A 15,959-nucleotide genomic window follows, 5' to 3' on the forward strand; every position below is an offset into this window, starting at 1 on the left:
GTCCGACGACCGTTCAGGCCTTCGGACGATTTTTTTCAGTCAGCGGTCCTGCGCTTCCTTGGCGTCCATTTCCGCATTGCGTTCGGCGACGCGTTTACGTTGCTCTTCGGTCAGATCGACCTTGGTGGCGGTGTCACGCAACATCATCAAACCGCCAACGATCGAGCCGATTGCAACGACCAGAATCAACCAGGCATACCAGGGCATAGGGCTCTCCTTGAAGGCAGGCGATTGGCGAGGATTTCGTCAACCGATCGTGCATACCACTTTGAGCGATGGGATTTCGCAGTGGTTCCATTCTATGCCTGATATGTCAGCGCTGCCGCGCGCTGTTTACACCCCGGTCAACATCGCATCGGCTGGCGCGTCCGCGCGTAGCTGCGCGGTCAGCATGAAGTACACGAAGCCCACGGCCATGAACCCGAGGAATATCAACCCGATCAGGGCGTTGAACCACGCCATCGCCACCAGGCATACGACTGCAAGCACCAACGCGATCATCGGCACCAACGGATAGCAGGGCGCGCGGAAGGTGCGTTCCAGGTTCGGCTCGGTTTTACGCAGTTTGAACAGGCTGAGCATGCTCATGATGTACATCACGATCGCACCGAACACCGCCATGGTGATCATCGCCGCCGTCAGCGTCATGCCGCCGAGGTTGATCAGGCCGTCGCTGTAGATCGCCGCGATGCCGATCAGGCCGCCGACGATGATCGCCCGGTGCGGGGTCTGGAAGCGCGACAGTTTGGCCAGCGACTTGGGCAGGTAGCCGGCGCGGGCGAGGGCGAAGAACTGCCGGGAGTAGCCGAGGATGATCCCGTGGAAGCTCGCCACCAGGCCGAACAGGCCGATCCACACCAGCATGTGCAACCAGCCGGAACTCTCGCCGACCACGGTTTTCATGGCTTGCGGCAGCGGATCGTTGATGTTCGACAGGGTGCGCCAGTCGCCGACACCGCCGGCAAAGAACATCACGCCCATCGCCAGCAACACCAGCGTCAGGATGCCGCTGATGTACGCCTTCGGAATCGTGCGTTTCGGGTCCTTGGCTTCTTCGGCGGCCATGGCCGCGCCTTCGATGGCCAGGAAGAACCAGATCGCGAACGGAATGGCCGCAAACATCCCGGCAATCGCCGGCGCGCCGAACACATCGGAACCGGCCCAGCCATTCAGGGCGAAGTTGCTGAAACTAAACGCCGGGGCAACCACGCCCATGAACACCAGCAACTCGGCGACCGCCAGCACGCAGACGATCAGCTCGAAGGTCGCCGCCAGTTTCACCCCCAGAATGTTCAGGCCCATGAACACGATGTAGGCGCCGACTGCCGCGTGCTTTGGATCAAGGGCCGGGAATTGCACGTTGAGGTAGGCGCCGATGGCCAAGGCGATGGCGGGCGGGGCAAAGACGAATTCGATCAGGGTGGCCAACCCGGCAATCAATCCGCCTTTCTCGCCAAAGGCGCGGCGACTGTAGGCAAAGGGCCCGCCTGCGTGAGGGATGGCGGTGGTCAGCTCGGTGAAACTGAAGATGAAGCAGGTGTACATGGTGGCGACCATGAAGGACGTCACCAGAAACCCGAGTGTGCCCGCCACGCCCCAACCGTAACTCCAGCCAAAGTATTCGCCGGAAATCACCAGCCCGACCGCGATGCCCCACAGGTGCAGCGTGCCCAGCGTGGGTTTGAGTTGTGTGTTCATGTTTTTGCTCCCTGAACGGTTTGGAAAGCTCGGGGAGGGTGTTGCAGCGGGCGTGCCAGTGTTGTGATAGCAGTCGTAAAGCGTAAAAAGGCGTCGTATCGGGGATGTTCGGCGCTGGATGCAGCCTTTTTTGTGCGCCAGTTGAGGGCGTTGGCGTTTGTTACGCCGTCATCGCGAGCAGGCTCACTCCCACAGGTTCTGGATCGAGCACAAAATTTGAGTAAGACACAAATCCTGTGTGAGGCCTTTTGGTGTGGCAGTTGGCTGCAATCTCGTTTGTTACGCCGTCATCGTGAGCAGGCTCACTCCCACAGGTTCTGGATCGAGCACAAATTTTGTGTCCGACAAAAATCCTGTGGGAGTGAGCCTGCTCGCGATGACGGCAGAACAGCCACCACAAAAACCAGGCTGTAACGCCCGCATAAACCCACTCTTTACGCTTTCTTTATGCCCTGCCGCCCCCCTCGATCTCGTTCCTTTACAGCCTTCCTTCCGACAATGGCTCCACACGCGGCAATACGCCGTTACACGGAGATCTTCCATGAGCGTTCTGGACGGAGTGTCACTGCTACTGGCAGTGGGGCTGTTCATTTATCTGTTGGTTGCGCTGTTGCGCGCGGACCGGAACTAGGAGCGGCTATGCACAGTTATGACTATTGGCTGATCCTGGCCTTCTTCGCCGTGGTGCTGATTCCGGCACCGTTTCTGGGGCGCTTCTACTACAAGGTGATGGAAGGCCAGCGCACCTGGCTGACACCGATCCTCGGACCGGTCGAGCGTGGCTGCTATCGGGTGGCTGGCGTTGATCCGCAGGCCGAACAGAGCTGGCAGAAATACACCCTGGCCTTGCTCGCCTTCAACCTCGCGGGCTTTTTGCTGTTGTTTGCGATCCTGCTGTTCCAGGACCATTTGCCACTGAACCCGCAAAACCTGCCGGGCCAGGAGTGGACGCTGGCGTTCAACACCGCCGTCAGCTTCATGACCAACACTAACTGGCAGGCCTACAGCGGCGAAGCCTCGTTGAGCTACCTGAGCCAGATGGTCGGCCTCACCGTGCAGAACTTCGTCAGCGCCGCCACCGGCCTCGCCGTGCTGGTTGCCTTGTGTCGCGGTATCGGGCGCAAATCGACCAAATCCCTCGGCAACTTCTGGGTCGACATGACCCGCGCCACCCTCTACGGCTTGCTGCCACTGTGCCTGCTGCTGGCGATGTACCTGGTCTGGCAGGGCGTGCCGCAAACCTTCGCGCAGTACGTGAATGCGGTGACGATGCAAGGTGTCGATCAGGTGATCCCGCTCGGCCCGGCGGCCAGCCAGATTGCGATCAAGCAACTGGGCACCAACGGCGGCGGTTTCTTCGGCGTCAACTCGGCGCACCCGTTCGAGAACCCGACTGCCTGGTCGAACCTGTTCGAGATGGCGTCGATCATTCTGATCCCGGTGGCCCTGGTGTTCACCTTCGGCCATTACGTGAAGGACCTGCGTCAGAGCCGCGCGATTGTGGCCTGCATGTTCGCGTTGTTCCTGATCGGCGGTGCGACCTCGCTGTGGGCTGAATATCAACCCAACCCGACCCTGAACAACGTCGCCGTCGAACAAACCGCGCCGCTGGAAGGCAAGGAAGCGCGCTTTGGCACCACCGCCACCGTGCTGTGGTCGGTGACGACGACAGCGGCGTCCAACGGTTCGGTCAACGCCATGCACGACAGCCTCAACCCGCTGACCGGCATGGTCGCGCTGGTCAACATGATGGTTGGCGAAGTGATCTTCGGCGGCGTCGGTGCCGGGCTTTACGGCATGTTGCTCAACGTGTTGATCGCGGTATTTCTCGCCGGCCTGATGATCGGCCGCACCCCGGAATACCTCGGCAAAAAGCTGCAAGCGAAAGAAGTGCAATTGCTGGTGGTGACCTTGCTGGTGATGCCGGTCGGCGTGCTGGTGCTCGGTGCGATTGCCGCGAGCCTGCCCGGCCCGGTCGCGGCGGTGAGCAACCCCGGTGCCCACGGTTTCAGCCAATTGCTCTACGCCTACACCTCGGCCAGTGCCAACAACGGTTCGGCGTTTGGCGGGTTCAGCGCCAACACCCCGTTCCACAACCTGATGCTGGGTCTGGGCATGTTGATCGGCCGCTTCGGTTACATCCTCCCGGTACTGGCCCTGGCCGGCAGCCTGGCGATGAAGAAAACCGCTCCGATCGGCCAGAACAGCTTCCCGACCCACGGCCCGCTGTTCGTGACCCTGTTGACCGTGACCATTTTGCTCGTGGGTGGCTTGACCTTCCTGCCGACACTGGCGCTGGGTCCGATTGCCGAACACTTGAGCATGGCGTTCTAAGGAGCCGATGATGAATATGCCCGCAACTAAAGCCGCCGTCGTCAAGGCGCCGGAACAACCGAAAACCGCAATCTCGGCCCTGTGGCGCCCGGCGCTGGTGCAAGCCTTCGTCAAGCTCGACCCACGGCAATTGCAGCGTGCGCCGGTGATGCTGGTGGTCGAACTGACCGCCGTCCTGACCACCGTGCTGTGCTTCATTCCGGACAGCGCCGTGCCAACCTTCGTCGCCGCGCAAATCGCGCTGTGGCTGTGGTTCACCGTGCTGTTCGCCAACTTCGCCGAAGCCTTGGCCGAAGGTCGCGGCAAGGCCCGCGCCGACAGCCTCAAGGCCGGCAGCGAAGGTTTGAGTGCGCGCCGTAAAACCACCCACGGCACCTTTCAAGTGGTGCCGGCCACCAGCCTGCGCAAGGGCGACGTGGTGCGGGTCGAAGCCGGGGAAATGATCCCCGGTGACGGCGAGGTGATCGAAGGCATCGCGGCGGTCAACGAAGCGGCGATTACCGGTGAATCCGCGCCGGTGATCCGCGAGTCCGGGGGCGACCGCTCGGCCGTCACCGGCAACACTCGACTGGTCTCCGACTGGCTGCTGGTGCGCATCACCGCCAACCCCGGCGAGTCGACACTGGACCGCATGATCGCCCTGGTCGAAGGCGCCAAGCGCCAGAAAACTCCGAACGAAGTCGCGCTCGACATCCTGTTGATCGGCCTGACCCTGATCTTCCTGCTGGTGGTCGTCACCCTGCAACCGTTCGCCCACTTCGCCAATGGCAGCCTGCCGCTGGTGTTCCTGGTGGCGTTATTGGTCACGCTGATTCCGACCACCATTGGCGGCCTGTTGTCGGCCATCGGGATCGCCGGGATGGACCGTCTGGTGCGGTTGAACGTGATCGCCAAATCCGGTCGCGCCGTGGAAGCCGCGGGGGACGTGCACGTCCTGTTGCTGGACAAGACCGGCACCATCACCTTCGGCAACCGTCGTTGCACGGCCGTGCATGCCGCACCGGGCGTGAATGCCAGGGAACTGGCCGAGGGCGCCTTGTTCGCCTCGCTGGCCGATGACACGGCTGAAGGCAAGTCCATCGTCGAGTACCTGCGTGGGACCAACCCACAGCCCGAGCCGTCCGCCGAACTGCTGACAGCCGTGCCGTTCAGCGCCGAAACACGGTTGTCCGGTGTCGACTATCAGGGCCGCGTGTATCGCAAAGGCGCGGTTGATTCGTTGCTGGCCTTCGTCGGCCTCAAACGCGCTGACCTGGCCCCGGCCCTGTCCCGGGAAATCGACAAGATCGCCCAAAGCGGCGGCACGCCGTTGCTGGTCTGCGCCGACGGTAAATTGCTTGGGGCGATTCATCTCAAGGACGTGGTCAAGCCGGGCATCCGCGAGCGTTTCGCCGAGCTGCGCAAACTGGGGATTCGCACGGTCATGGTGACCGGCGACAACCCGCTGACCGCCGCCGCGATTGCGGCCGAGGCCGGCGTCGATGACGTGCTGGCCGAAGCCACGCCGGAGAAAAAACTGGCGCGCATTCGCCACGAGCAGAACGACGGTCGCCTGGTCGCCATGTGCGGCGACGGCGCCAACGACGCCCCGGCCCTGGCGCAGGCCGACGTCGGCATGGCCATGAACGATGGCACGCAAGCGGCACGCGAAGCGGCGAACATGGTCGACCTCGACAGCGACCCGACCAAGCTGCTGGACGTGGTGCAGATCGGCAAGGAATTGCTGGTGACCCGTGGTGCATTAACGACCTTTTCCATCGCCAACGACGTGGCCAAGTACTTCGCGATCCTGCCGGCGCTGTTCGCTTCGATCTACCCGCAACTGGGCGTGCTGAACGTCATGCAGTTGACCAGCCCGCAGAGCGCGATTCTCTCGGCGATTGTGTTCAACGCCTTGATCATTGTGGTGCTGATTCCGCTGGCATTGCGCGGCGTACGGGTGCAAGCGGCGAGTGCAGCGGCGTTGCTGCGGCGCAACCTGCTGATCTATGGGCTGGGTGGGATCGTGGTGCCGTTTGTGGGCATCAAGGCGATCGACATGCTGCTGACGGCGTTGCATCTGGTTTGACTGAACACGCCCTTGTAGGAGCGAGCTTGCTCGCGATGGTGGTTAACGATAACGCATGCTTCCTGACTGTACGCGGCGCTTTCAATTGCATCGCGAGCAAGCTCGCTCCTACAGGTTTATTTGCGAATTCGAGGATTTTGAAATGTCCACAATGATACGTCCGGCCTTGAGCCTGCTGGTCCTGATGACCCTGATCACCGGCGTGGCTTACCCCTTGGTGGTCACCGGCGTGGCCCAGGTTGCATTCCCCGACCAGGCCAATGGCAGCCTGGTGCGCGACGCCGAGGGCAAGGCCCGTGGTTCGTCGCTGATTGCCCAGGATTTCGTCGGTGACGCCTGGTTCCACCCACGCCCATCGGCGGGTGCTTTTGCCACCGTGTCGAGCGGCGCCAGCAACCTGTCGCCGAGCAACCCGGCCCTGGCCACTCGCGTGATCGACGATGCCAACAAACTGCTGGTGCCAGGGCAGGGGCCGGTCCCCTTGGCGTTGGTGACCACCTCCGGCAGCGGCCTCGATCCACACTTGCCACCGGCCGCGATTGCCTATCAACTGGCGCGAGTGGCGGCGGCGCGCAACCTGCCGCTGTCAACGCTGCAGAACCTGCTGGCCGCACACATCGAGCAGCCTTTGGTGGGGCCACCGGTGGTGAATGTGTTGGCGCTGAATATGGCATTGGAAAAGTTGTAAAACGGTGACACCGCCAATCGCTAGCAGGCTAGCTGCCACGTGGAATGCATACCCCCTGTGGGAGCTAGCCTGCTAGCGATGGCGATATAACAATCACCACATCAGCCGCTGAAAAAAGAGAACTTCAAACATGAGCGACTCTGGCCGCGCCGACGCGCTGTTAGCAGACCTGCCCCGCGATGGCCGTGGCCGGCTCAAGGTTTTCCTCGGCGCCGCGCCTGGTGTCGGCAAGACCTACGCCATGCTGCAAGCGGCCCATACCCAACTGCGTCAGGGCGTGAAAGTCATCGCCGGCGTGGTCGAAACCCATGGTCGCGCCGAAACTGAAGCCCTGCTCGGCGGCTTGCCGCAACAGCCGCTGGTGCGTTCGGAATATCGCGGTGTGCTGCTCGAAGAAATGGACCTCGACGGCTTGCTCGCTGCCAAGCCGAAACTGGTGCTGGTGGATGAACTGGCCCACACCAACGCCCCGGGCAGTCGTCACACCAAACGTTGGCAAGACATCCAGGAATTGCTCGCCGCCGGCATCGACGTGTTCACCACGGTCAACGTCCAGCACCTCGAAAGTCTCAACGACCAGGTGCGCGGCATTACCGGCGTGCAGGTCCGCGAAACCCTGCCGGACTGGGTGCTGCAAGAAGCCTACGAACTGCTGCTGATCGACCTGCCGCCGCGTGAACTGCTGGAGCGCCTGCGCGATGGCAAAGTCTACGTGCCGGAGCAGGCGCGAGCGGCCATCGACGCCTTCTTCACCCAGACCAACCTCACCGCCCTGCGTGAACTGGCCATGCAAACCGCTGCGGCCCAGGTCGATAACGATCTGGCCCAGGGGTATCGCCAGCTCGGCCAGGCAGCACCGGCGGTGCGCGGGCGTTTGCTGGTCGGCGTCGATGGCGATGCTCAGGCCGAGCGTCTGGTGCGTCACGCCAGTCGAGTCGCGCAGCGTCGGCATCTGCCGTGGAGCCTGGTGCACGTCGACAACGGCAGCGTGCGCGACGAACAATCGCGCCTGCGCCTGCAAAGCGCCCAGCAACTGGCGGAACGTCTCGGCGGCGAAGTGGTGTTGCTGCGCGCCGGCGAGGTGGCGAAAACCCTGATCCAGCACGCTGCCGAGCGCCGCGCCAGCCTGGTGCTGGTCGGCCAGTCCCGACAGCGTTTGCGTCGGCGTCTGTTCGGCGGCGGCCTGGCTTCACGCTTGCTGCGTGATGCGCGCGGGCTGGAAATCAACGTGCTCGACAGCGATCACGAACAGCATCAACCACGCCAGCGTTCGGCGCAGTCGCTGGTGTGGTTCGACTACGCCCTCGCCCTCGTGGCGACGGTACTCGCCAGTGCCCTGGCCTGGGCCGTGGCCAGCGTGTTGCCGCTGCCGAACATCTCGCTGGTGTTCCTCGCCGCCGTGTTGCTGGTGGCGGTGCGCAGCAGCCTCGGCCCGGCGCTGGCCTGTGCGGCGCTGTCGTTTCTGACCTATGACTTTCTGTTCATCCCGCCGAATTTCTCCTTCAGCATCCAGCGCGAAGAGGACGTGCTGACCTTGCTGTTTTTCCTGCTGATGGCCGCGCTCACCGGCAATCTCGCGGCGCGGCAGCGCCGGCAATTGCAGGCGTTGCGTGACACCCAGGAAGAGACCACCGAGCTGCTGGACCTGTCGCGCAAACTGACGGCCGCCACCGACCGTCAGGCGGTGGTCAGCGCGGCGGCCCAGCACTTGAACGGCTGGAGTGACTTGCAACTGTGCCTGCTCAATCGCGACGGGCCAGCGGGCTGGAAAGTTGAAACCGGTGGCCCGCTGGAGCTTACCGAAGCAGAACGCGCCGCCGCCGATTGGGCCTGGCAGCACGATCAACCGGCAGGTGCCGGCACCGGCACGCTGCCATTCGGGCGTTGGTGGTGGTGGCCGCTGTCGGTGGAGGATGGGCCGCTGGCGTTGCTCGGCGTGTGCGCCAAGGAAGGTCAGACCTTGAGCGGCCAACGCCGGCGCTTGCTCACGGCGTTGAGCCAGCCGCTGGCCCAGGCGCTGGCGCGGGCGCAATTGGCCGAGGACCTGGAGGCGGCGCGGCTGCATGGCGAAACCGAACAATTGCGCAGTGCCTTGCTGGCCTCGGTGTCCCACGATTTGCGCACGCCGCTGACCTCCATGCGCGGCAGCATCGACAGCCTGCTGGCCCTCGGCGAAGCGATCCCGCTTGAGGATCGTCGCGAACTGCTCGAAGGCACGCGCGACGAAGCCGAACGCCTCGACCGCTACATTCAAAACCTGCTGGACATGACCCGCCTTGGTCACGGTGCGCTGAAGCTGGCGCGGGACTGGGTCTCGCCGGCGGACATCGTCGGCAGTTCGCTCAATCGCCTGCGCGCGGTGCTGGCGCCGTTGCAGGTCAGCACCGACGTGCCGCCCGAGTTGCCGCTGCTGTTTGTCCACGCCGCGCTGATCGAGCAGGCGCTGGTCAACGTGCTGGAAAACGCCGCGCGGTTTTCACCGCTCCATGGGCGCTTGCAACTGCGCGCCGGGGTGACGGACACCGAACTGTTCTTCTCGGTGAGCGACGAGGGCCCGGGCATTCCCGAAGAGGAACGGGCGAAGATTTTCGACATGTTCTACACCGCCGCGCGAGGTGATCGTGGCGGGCAGGGCACCGGCCTGGGGCTAGCGATTTGTCAGGGGATGGTCGGCGCGCACGGCGGGCGGATCAGTGTGACCGATGGCATCGAAGGGCGCGGCACCTGCATCACGCTGCACCTGCCATTGCAGGAACAACCGGCCTTTGAAATGTGAGCGATGGAAGTGAACGCTGAATATGAAGCCTGATACCCTTTGGATCTCTCCATGCCGCGACCGGAAACCATGAGCCAGACCGCGACCATTCTGGTCATCGACGATGAACCGCAAATCCGCAAGTTCCTGCGCATCAGCCTGGTTTCACAAGGCTACAAAGTGCTGGAGGCCGGCACAGGCGCCGAAGGCCTGGCGCAAGCCGCGCTGAACAAACCGGATTTGCTGGTGCTCGACCTCGGCCTGCCGGACATGGACGGCCAGCAGGTACTGCGTGAATTTCGCGAGTGGTCGACGGTGCCGGTGCTGGTACTTTCCGTGCGCGCCAGCGAGGGGCAGAAAGTCGAAGCCCTCGACGGCGGCGCCAACGATTACGTGACCAAACCGTTCGGCATCCAGGAATTTCTCGCCCGAGTGCGCGCCTTGTTGCGTCAGGCGCCAGTGGGTGAGGCGCAGCAAGCGGCGCTGGTGTTCGGCCCGTTGACCGTGGACCTGGCCTATCGCCGGGTGCTGCTCGACGGCGCCGAAGTCGCGCTGACCCGCAAGGAATACGCGGTGCTCGCGCAACTGGCGCGGCACCCGGGGCGGGTCATCACCCAGCAACAACTGCTCAAGGATATCTGGGGGCCGACCCATACCGACGACAGCCACTATTTGCGGATTGTGGTCGGGCATTTGCGGCAGAAACTGGCGGATGACCCGACCCAGCCACGGTTTATCGTGACCGAGGCGGGGGTGGGGTATCGGCTGTTGAGTGAGGGCAGCCTCTAGGTTTTGCAGTGAATGATTCGACCGCCATCGCGGGCAAGCCCGGCTCCCACAGGTTTAGAGGTGATCACAATCTCTGTGAACGACACTCACCCTGTGGGAGCGGGCTTGCCCGCGAAGAGGCCTTTGAATTCACCTGAAAACTTCAGGAATCCCGCTCATTCTCATACCGGTCCAACGTATCCCGCGCAATCTCTCGCCCCAGCGCGATCAACTCCGGCGCCTTGTAAAACTCGAAAAACCGACACACCCGCTTCGGCACGTTGATCAAGATATCCGGCGGATAACCGGCGATCTTGTACTGCGCCAACGACGTCTGCATCACCTCGAAACTCTGGTTGATCAAATCCAGCAAGGACGCCGGCCCGACGTTATCGATGATGAACGACCCGGTCGCGGACTTCGGCGCGCCGTCGCGTTCAGGGGCGGCGGCCGGTTGTTGGGCTTCAGGTTCGGCGGACTCGACCCAAGGATTGATCTCGGCGGCCTCTGCCATCAACGCTTCCTTTTCCAGCAGCAGCAACTGTTCTGCCTGCTTGCGCCGGAATGGCATCTTCGAGCCTAGGGAATTAAGAAGACTGTTGAAACGGCTCTTGAATGCCGCGGGACGCTCGATCACCGGCATCTTGTAGTGACGCTGGTTGGTGGAGTTGAGGTTGACCGCGATGATCAAATCGCAATGGCTCGACACCACCGGCACGATCGGCAGCGGATTGAGAATACCGCCATCCACCAGCATGCGATTGCCCTGCATCACCGGGGTGAACAGGCTGGGAATCGCCGCCGAGGCGCGCATGGCCTGGTGCAGGCAACCTTCCTGGAACCAGATTTCCTGCTGGTTGGTCAGGTCGGTGGCCACCGCCGTGTAGGGGATGCGCAGGTCCTCGATATTGATCTCGCCGACAATCTTGCGGATCTGTCCGAACACTTTCTCCCCGCGAATCGCCCCCAGGCGAAAACTGACGTCTACCAGGCGCAGTACGTCGAGGTAGTCCAGGCTTTCGATCCAGTTGCGATATTCATCCAGTTTGCCGGCCGAATAAATCCCGCCGACCACCGCGCCCATCGAACACCCGGCGATGCAGGCGATGTCGTAGCCGCGCCGTTCTATTTCTTCAATGACACCGATATGGGCATAGCCCCGGGCCCCACCTGAACCCAGCACCAGTGCGACGCGCTTTTTCATGAATCGCCCTCGTCTGACAAGGTTTAACAATGCACCCATCGTGGGGCGTGCTTCAATCGTTAAGGTCGTTTCGTGAAGAGAGGACGTCGTTTTTTCGACACTCCATGGCGGCACTTGGTTATTCTCGCGAGCGCTATAGTTTCCGTAGGCGATCAAAGGCACTTTTCACGCGCCGGACCGTCATACCAGCACGACTATTGACCTGACTTGAGGTGTTATTGATGAAAGCCTGGATCTGTGTGCCGTTGATTGCCCTGGCACTCGCCGGTTGTGCCGGCAAAACTGCCTACCGCGATAGCTGCGGTAGCCAGATCGATGCCGCGTGGCATGAACTTGACCTGGCCAAGGCCGAAGGTTTTGCCGGGACCGTCAGCTACTCCAAGGCCCTGTCGCTGCTGACCGGTGCCAAGACCCAGCAGCAATTCGAAGCCTATGAAGGCTGCACCAGCAAGGCTGAAAAGGCACGTTTCTACATTCGCGAGTCACGCGCGGGCCGTTGAGGCATGATGTAGGCCATCAGCGCAACTCGACTCTGGGAGCAAGGGATGTCTGCGTTAGTTGATCGGTTAGTGGCCCATGTCCTGGGCCTTGAAATCCGTTTGCTGGCCTGCCAGGCACGCTTGAGTGCGCGCACCGACCCGGAAGCGTTGCACGATCTGCGCACCACGGTTCGCCGTTTGCGCAGCCTGCTGCGACCCTTGCGCGGTTTGCCCGGCGTCGAGCAACTGGAAGTGGCGGCGTCCCGGGTGGGCGACCTGACCACGCCGCTTCGCGATCGCGAAGTGCTGGCGGCGTACTTGCTTCAGCACGATCAACCCGAGGCCGCGCAACGGCGCATGGCGCAAATGGCCGAGGCCTATCCCGCCGTGGCCGCCAGCCCCGAGCTGGCGCAGCTGCTGATGATTTTCGACGCATTTCCGCGTTTTCTGCGGGCTTCCCAACGTCAGGGGTTGCTCAAGGGGTTGCGCCAGCGCATCGAAAAGCGTCTGACCAAACAGTGGAAAAAGCTCGACGTGGCGCTTCACGATCCGGCCCACGACCGTCATCGCCTGCGCTTGCTGATCAAGCGCGTGCGCTACGGTATTGAAGCCTATCCGGAACTTGATCGGTTACCCAAACCTGCGTTGCCACGGTTGAAGTCGGCGCAATCGGCCCTGGGTGATTGGCATGATTGTTATCAATGGCTGGCCAAGGCCGAGCACGAAGCCGATTTGCACCCGTGCGTTGCCGTCTGGCAAACCACCATGGCTGAAGCCGAAGCCCGCGCCGACCGCGTCCTCGACAAACTCAGTGCCGCCTGTTTCAAATCCTGAATCCACACCGAATCAACTGTAGGAGCGAGCTTGCTCGCGATGGACGTGAACGATGACGCGTGCTGTCTGGAAACACGCGTCATCGTTCACGTTCTTCGCGAGCAAGCTCGCTCCTACAGTTACCGGGCAACATCCGGCTTTTCTGTCAGTCAATTTGGCTGAAACAGGCACTGTGTTGTCTGGGGCGGCCGGTTAAGATCCCCTCATCTTTTTCCCGTCCTTGAGGTTTGCATGCGCTTTTCCGATCTGCTCGACGCCGTCCGCAGCCAGCCGCTGGAGCTGTCTATTCCGGCCGAATGGGCGCAGGGGCGTGCCAGCTTTGGTGGCCTGGTCGCCGCCCTGCAATACGAAGCCATGCGCGCGAAAGTCCCGGCGGATCGGCCGGTGCGTTCGTTGGCGATTACCTTTGTCGGCCCGGTCGAGCCGGAAGTGCCGGTCAGTTTTGAAGTCGACGTATTGCGCGAAGGCAAGGCCGTCAGGCAGGTGCTGGGGCGGGCCATGCAGAAGGGGCAAGTGGTGACGCTGATCCAGGGCAGTTTCGGCGCCTCGCGTCCATCCGAAGTCGCGGTCGCCGCGCTCCCGTCGCCCGAGATGAAGCACTGGGACGACTGCCAGGAACTGCCGTACATCAAAGGCGTGACCCCGGAGTTCATGCGCCATCTGGCGATGCGCTGGAGCGTGGGCGGCTTGCCGTTCACCGGCAACACCTCCCGCGAGATGGGTGGCTGGGTGCGCCTGCGGGGGGATGTGAAAGAAGAGCCGGTCACCGAGTCGCACATCCTTGCGCTGGTCGATGCCTGGCCTCCGTCCTTGCTGCCTCACCTGAAGAAACCGGCCATGGGCAGCACGCTGACCTGGACCATCGAATTCGTCCAGCCGTTGCTGGAACTGAGCACGCTGGACTGGTGCAAATACCTGGTTGAAATCGAACATGCCGCCGACGGCTACGGTCACGCCGCCGCCAAACTGTGGAGCGCGGACGGCCGGTTGATCGCGATGAGTCGGCAGACGGTGACGATTTTCGCCTGAATCAGTGACGGCGGTGGCGCTCACGCCAGGCGCGCCACCAGCCACCGCTCAGGAAAAACCGTGGAAACGTCAGAAACTGCTCGACCAGCAGGCGCGACAGCGCATCTTTGCGATCACTGAAAGGCTCGGCGGCTTCGGCTTCCAGGCTGTGACCGTGACGTTGCAGCGCCAATGCGGCGAGCAGCCCGACAACGCCAATGGCGATGTTCACGAAGCTCAGGCCGAACACCCCGGAAACAATCAGCAAAAATGCCAGGATAAACAGCGGCACGGCGATCAGGTGCAACACCAGGTTGGTCGGGTGCTGATGATTCTGCGGGTAGGCGCGCCATTGCCAGGCGGGAAGGTTGGGGTGACGTTTGCCCATGATGCTAATCCTCGATCCATGTTGAACACATGCTTGAAGAATAGGCCCGGGCCGTGCGGGCGGCGAATCGAGGTTGGCTATCGGAGTGATAGGCGGTCATGGTCAGGATTGATGCTGGCCGGGCTGGCCCCTTCGCGGGCAATCCTTGCTCCTACAAGGGAATTTCTGCGCTCACATAGCCCTGTAGGAGCGAGGCTTGCCCGCGAAAGGGGCCCTTACAGTTTCAACTGCCCGATCGCCTTGCTCAATTCCCCGGCCAACGCCGCCAGCTCATGGCTGGTCGTCGCCGAACCCACAGTCTGCTGCACGGTGTTCTCGGTCACATCACGAATGCTCACCACCGCCCGATTCATCTCTTCCGCCACCTGACTCTGCTGCTCGGCCGCCACGGCAATCTGCGTATTGCTTTCGCGCATCTGCGCCACCGCGTGGGTGATTTCCGCCAACGCAGCCCCAGCCTCCTGAGCCTGCTGCACACAGTCGTCGGCCTTGAACGAGCTTTCCTGCATGAAATCCACCGCGTCGCGGGTCCCGGCCTGCAGCGCGGACACCATCAGCGTGATCTCGTCCGTAGAAGTCTGTACGCGCTTGGCCAGGTTGCGCACCTCATCCGCGACGACCGCAAAGCCTCGTCCCATTTCACCGGCGCGGGCCGCTTCGATGGCGGCGTTCAAGGCCAGCAAATTGGTTTGCTCGGCAATGCTGTGAATCACACTGACCACGCCGTTGATCTTCTGGCTGTCCTGGGCCAGGCGCTGAATCATTTCGGCGGTCTGCTGAACGCCTGTGGATAACCCGGCAATCGACTGTTGCACCCGGCTGACCACGGCCTGCCCGCTGCCGGCCAGGGTGTCGGCGGTTTGCGAGAGGTCGCGGGTGGCGCCGGCGTGTTGGGCGATGTGATAGACCGTCGCCGTCATTTCGTTGATCGCCGTGGCCGCCTGATCGGTTTCGCTCTGTTGGCCGAGCATGCCGTGACGCACGTCGTTCATGCTCGAGGCCAGCCGGGCGGCGCCGAGGTCCAGCTGCCGCGCGGTGCTGGCGACGGTGTTGACCACCCGTTGATACCCGGCCTGCATGGCATTGAAGGCGCCGGCCATCTGCCCGACTTCATCGGTGCAAGCCAGCGGGACACGTGCCGACAGGTCGCCGGTTTTCTCGACGTGGAGCATCACGTCTTTCAGGGTGTTGAGCTGGCTGAGCAGGAAGCGGATCAACAACTGCGACGCGCCAAGCATCGCCAGCATCAGGATCAGCACCGCGACCGCATACTGGGTGAACCGTTCGCCGAACACCTGCATCAGGCTCGGGCCGTAGGCCACAACCGCGACCTGTTGTCCGTCGGCGCGGGTGATGACCTCGGCACCGATCAGCGGGCTGTCGCCCAATAAAGGCATCGGATCAATATCGACCCAGCCGTTGCTGTCAGTCAGTTCCAGCATGGGCTGCCCGTTCAATCGCGGTGCCTGTCCGCGATGGAACGTCAGCCAATGATCGGACGGGGGCAACGCTTGCCCGACGGGCCACGCGTCGAGCAATCGCGCCTGGGCTTGTGCCGACGCTTGAGACGCTTGGCTGCGGGCCTGTTGCTCGAGATGCACGGCGTACAACACCAGCAACAGCGTGGTAACGAAGGCGACGGCGTTGACCGCCCAGAATTTGTATTTCAGCGAGATGTTGCTAAGCCAGGCACCCATGGAGGTCTACTCTGATAGCGGAAACAGTTTTGGCAAGG

General features: G+C 62.5%; 14 protein-coding genes. 9 read left to right on the plus strand and 5 right to left on the minus strand.

The genetic code is table 11. The features are described 5' to 3' along the window. Positions 1-39 precede the first annotated feature (39 nt). Positions 40-207, minus strand: coding sequence for a DUF2897 family protein (locus tag EJA72_RS11360; RefSeq protein ID WP_081744012.1), 168 nt, complete (start codon positions 205-207; stop codon positions 40-42). Between the two features lie 126 nt (positions 208-333). Next, complete coding sequence (gene eat, locus EJA72_RS11365) at positions 334-1,698, minus strand: ethanolamine permease (protein ID WP_157711541.1); 1,365 nt, start codon at positions 1,696-1,698, stop codon at positions 334-336. 541 nt (positions 1,699-2,239) lie between these two features. Between eat and kdpF the strand changes: the two genes are divergently transcribed. From kdpF to EJA72_RS11395, 6 genes are all read left to right on the plus strand, one after another. Then, the gene (kdpF, locus tag EJA72_RS11370) at positions 2,240-2,329 is read left to right on the plus strand and encodes a K(+)-transporting ATPase subunit F (protein ID WP_007899818.1); all 90 of its coding nucleotides are present in this window, start codon (positions 2,240-2,242) and stop codon (positions 2,327-2,329) included. A gap of 8 nt (positions 2,330-2,337) precedes the next feature. Further along, positions 2,338-4,032 (plus strand): potassium-transporting ATPase subunit KdpA, encoded by a 1,695-nt coding sequence (gene kdpA, locus EJA72_RS11375; protein WP_157711542.1) that lies wholly within the window; start codon positions 2,338-2,340, stop codon positions 4,030-4,032. A gap of 10 nt (positions 4,033-4,042) precedes the next feature. After that, positions 4,043-6,100, plus strand: coding sequence for a potassium-transporting ATPase subunit KdpB (kdpB, locus tag EJA72_RS11380; protein WP_157711543.1), 2,058 nt, complete (start codon positions 4,043-4,045; stop codon positions 6,098-6,100). A 142-nt stretch (positions 6,101-6,242) separates the two neighbouring features. After that, on the plus strand, positions 6,243-6,788 hold the full coding sequence (kdpC, locus tag EJA72_RS11385) for a potassium-transporting ATPase subunit KdpC (RefSeq protein WP_157711544.1): 546 nt from the start codon (positions 6,243-6,245) through the stop codon (positions 6,786-6,788). A 130-nt stretch (positions 6,789-6,918) separates the two neighbouring features. Then, positions 6,919-9,564 (plus strand): sensor histidine kinase KdpD, encoded by a 2,646-nt coding sequence (locus tag EJA72_RS11390; RefSeq protein WP_157711545.1) that lies wholly within the window; start codon positions 6,919-6,921, stop codon positions 9,562-9,564. A gap of 69 nt (positions 9,565-9,633) precedes the next feature. Continuing rightward, positions 9,634-10,332: a response regulator gene (locus EJA72_RS11395; RefSeq protein ID WP_157711661.1), complete on the plus strand. Its 699-nt coding sequence runs from the start codon at positions 9,634-9,636 to the stop codon at positions 10,330-10,332. Positions 10,333-10,474: 142 nt separating this feature from the next. Here EJA72_RS11395 and EJA72_RS11400 read toward each other — a convergent pair whose 3' ends face one another. Further along, a complete protein-coding gene (locus tag EJA72_RS11400) occupies positions 10,475-11,515 on the minus strand; it encodes a patatin-like phospholipase family protein (protein ID WP_157711546.1) in 1,041 nt (346 codons plus the stop codon). A 221-nt stretch (positions 11,516-11,736) separates the two neighbouring features. Between EJA72_RS11400 and EJA72_RS11405 the strand changes: the two genes are divergently transcribed. From EJA72_RS11405 to EJA72_RS11415, 3 genes are all read left to right on the plus strand, one after another. Next, positions 11,737-12,015, plus strand: coding sequence for a hypothetical protein (locus EJA72_RS11405; protein WP_157711547.1), 279 nt, complete (start codon positions 11,737-11,739; stop codon positions 12,013-12,015). A gap of 45 nt (positions 12,016-12,060) precedes the next feature. Beyond that, a complete protein-coding gene (locus EJA72_RS11410) occupies positions 12,061-12,828 on the plus strand; it encodes a CHAD domain-containing protein (protein ID WP_157711548.1) in 768 nt (255 codons plus the stop codon). A gap of 231 nt (positions 12,829-13,059) precedes the next feature. After that, on the plus strand, positions 13,060-13,857 hold the full coding sequence (locus tag EJA72_RS11415; protein WP_157711549.1) for an acyl-CoA thioesterase II: 798 nt from the start codon (positions 13,060-13,062) through the stop codon (positions 13,855-13,857). A gap of 1 nt (position 13,858) precedes the next feature. Here the strand turns inward: EJA72_RS11415 and EJA72_RS11420 are convergent, their stop codons facing one another. Continuing rightward, entirely contained in the window at positions 13,859-14,224 is a 366-nt protein-coding gene (locus EJA72_RS11420; protein WP_157711550.1) for a terminase, read from the minus strand. Between the two features lie 215 nt (positions 14,225-14,439). Beyond that, positions 14,440-15,921 carry a methyl-accepting chemotaxis protein gene (locus EJA72_RS11425; RefSeq protein ID WP_157711551.1) on the minus strand — a complete coding sequence of 494 codons (1,482 nt, stop codon included), beginning with the start codon at positions 15,919-15,921 and terminating at the stop codon, positions 14,440-14,442. Positions 15,922-15,959: the final 38 nt, after the last annotated feature.

The organism is Pseudomonas sp. PB120 (genome assembly GCF_009761815.1).
In the GTDB taxonomy this organism is placed as follows: Bacteria; Pseudomonadota; Gammaproteobacteria; order Pseudomonadales; family Pseudomonadaceae; genus Aquipseudomonas.

Excerpts from the sequence above, each read along its gene's own strand:
- kdpF (WP_007899818.1), top strand. The coding sequence starts at position 2,240 with ATGAGCGTTCTGGACGGAGTGTCACTGCTACTGGCAGTGGGGCTGTTC.
- EJA72_RS11360 (WP_081744012.1), bottom strand. The coding sequence starts at position 207 with ATGCCCTGGTATGCCTGGTTGATTCTGGTCGTTGCAATCGGCTCGATC.
- EJA72_RS11405 (WP_157711547.1), top strand. The coding sequence starts at position 11,737 with ATGAAAGCCTGGATCTGTGTGCCGTTGATTGCCCTGGCACTCGCCGGT.
- EJA72_RS11400 (WP_157711546.1), bottom strand. The coding sequence starts at position 11,515 with ATGAAAAAGCGCGTCGCACTGGTGCTGGGTTCAGGTGGGGCCCGGGGC.
- kdpC (WP_157711544.1), top strand. The coding sequence starts at position 6,243 with ATGTCCACAATGATACGTCCGGCCTTGAGCCTGCTGGTCCTGATGACC.
- EJA72_RS11410 (WP_157711548.1), top strand. The coding sequence starts at position 12,061 with ATGTCTGCGTTAGTTGATCGGTTAGTGGCCCATGTCCTGGGCCTTGAA.
- EJA72_RS11395 (WP_157711661.1), top strand. The coding sequence starts at position 9,634 with ATGAGCCAGACCGCGACCATTCTGGTCATCGACGATGAACCGCAAATC.
- eat (WP_157711541.1), bottom strand. The coding sequence starts at position 1,698 with ATGAACACACAACTCAAACCCACGCTGGGCACGCTGCACCTGTGGGGC.
- EJA72_RS11420 (WP_157711550.1), bottom strand. The coding sequence starts at position 14,224 with ATGGGCAAACGTCACCCCAACCTTCCCGCCTGGCAATGGCGCGCCTAC.
- EJA72_RS11415 (WP_157711549.1), top strand. The coding sequence starts at position 13,060 with ATGCGCTTTTCCGATCTGCTCGACGCCGTCCGCAGCCAGCCGCTGGAG.
- kdpB (WP_157711543.1), top strand. The coding sequence starts at position 4,043 with ATGAATATGCCCGCAACTAAAGCCGCCGTCGTCAAGGCGCCGGAACAA.
- kdpA (WP_157711542.1), top strand. The coding sequence starts at position 2,338 with ATGCACAGTTATGACTATTGGCTGATCCTGGCCTTCTTCGCCGTGGTG.
- EJA72_RS11390 (WP_157711545.1), top strand. The coding sequence starts at position 6,919 with ATGAGCGACTCTGGCCGCGCCGACGCGCTGTTAGCAGACCTGCCCCGC.
- EJA72_RS11425 (WP_157711551.1), bottom strand. The coding sequence starts at position 15,921 with ATGGGTGCCTGGCTTAGCAACATCTCGCTGAAATACAAATTCTGGGCG.